This is a genomic window from Bradyrhizobium jicamae (assembly GCF_018130215.1).
GTDB lineage: Bacteria > Pseudomonadota > Alphaproteobacteria > Rhizobiales > Xanthobacteraceae > Bradyrhizobium > Bradyrhizobium jicamae_A.
In genome coordinates this window covers 1-1696 of sequence record NZ_JAFCKQ010000118.1, presented here as the reverse complement: position 1 = coordinate 1696, position 1696 = coordinate 1, and the positions used below count along the sequence as shown (strand labels likewise).

At 60.8% G+C, this 1696-nt stretch carries 1 protein-coding gene; it reads left to right on the top strand.

Annotated features, from left to right (window positions below; genetic code table 11):
* Window positions 1-188 precede the first annotated feature (188 nt).
* Window positions 189-1696: thiamine pyrophosphate-requiring protein (locus JQ586_RS40205; RefSeq protein WP_212400149.1), on the top strand; the 1508-nt coding region annotated here is incomplete at its 3' end.

Here is a 1696-nt window from a genome sequence, read left to right as displayed (position 1 = left end):
GCACTTGCCGCAAGACCAACATCAGGAAGGTCGAAGCGGCGCCGGCACTTAATTCCTTTCTGCAGGAACATCGCAAAGTCGGTGCCGTTTGCTCAACGAGGCCAGCCTGCCCTTGCAAGTCTTAACCTAGGAAATCTTGGCGCGTTGCAAGTCCTGGCCCTTGTCAGTTTTCAGCAAAGAGCAATCTCATGGCACAGACCGTCGGCGACTTCATCGTCAATCGTTTGCACGATTGGGGAGTGCGGAAGATCTTCGGGTATCCCGGCGACGGCATCAACGGCGTGTTCGGTGCGCTCAACCGGGCCAACGGCAAGATCGAATTCATCCAGGCACGGCACGAGGAGATGGCCGCATTCATGGCTTCTGCCTATGCCAAGTTTACCGGAAAGCTCGGTGTCTGCATCGCGACTTCAGGACCCGGCGCTTCTCATCTTGTGACCGGTCTGTACGATGCCCGGCTCGACCATATGCCGGTTCTCGCGATCGCCGGGCAGCAGGCACGAACCGCACTCGGTGGTCATTACCAGCAGGAGGTCGACCTGCCATCCATGTTCAAGGATGTTGCCGGCGCCTTTGTTCAGCAGGCTTCAGCCCCGGCCCAGGTTCGGCATCTGATCGATCGCTCGATCCGGACAGCACTTGGCGAAAGGCGTGTTGCGGCGATCGTTCTTCCGAACGATCTGCAAGAAGCAGAATATGAGGAGCCGCCCCGCGTTCACGGCACGATCCATTCGGGCGTCGGGTTCACCAAGCCGAAAATCGTTCCGTACGAAGCCGATCTGCGCAGGGCAGCAGACGTTCTCAATGCGGGCAAGAAGGTTGCAATCCTGGTCGGTGCGGGCGCGCTTGGTGCCACCGATGAGGTGATTGCCGCTGCCGACAAGCTTGGCGCGGGCGCGGCGAAAGCGTTGCTCGGGAAAGCCACCCTTCCCGACGACCTTCCCTGGGTCACAGGCTCGATCGGCATGCTTGGAACCGAGCCGAGCTACGATTTGATGACCGAATGCGACACGCTGCTGATGATCGGCTCCGGCTTTCCCTATTCGGAGTTCCTCCCCAAGGAGGGACAGGCACGCGGCGTCCAGATCGACATCGCACCGGACATGCTTTCATTGCGCTACCCGATGGAGGTCAATCTTGTCGGCGACGCCGCCGAAACATTGCAGGCGCTGCTGCCGCTGCTTCGCGACAAGGGCGACGGTGCCTGGCGCAAGCGGATCGCCTCGAACCTCAAGGACTGGTGGAAGACGCTCGAGGGCCGCGCCATGCAACCGGCCAAGCCCGTCAACCCGCAGCGCATCACCTGGGAGCTGTCACCGCGCTTGCCGGATCGCGTGATCCTGACCAGCGATTCCGGATCGTGCGCGAACTGGTATGCCCGCGATCTGAAGATCAGGCGCGGCATGATGGCATCTCTTTCGGGCGGCCTGGCTTCCATGGGGGCAGCCGTTCCCTATGCGATCGCGGCAAAGTTCGCGCATCCTGACCGGCCCGTCATCGCTCTCGTGGGCGATGGCGCCATGCAGATGAACAACATGGCCGAACTCATCACGGTCGCGAAATACTGGAGGAAATGGAGCGACCACCGCTGGATCGTCTGCGTCCTGAACAACGAGGATCTCAATCAGGTGACGTGGGAACAGCGCGTCATGGAAGGCGACCCGAAATTCAATGCCTCGCAGCAGATCCCCAACGT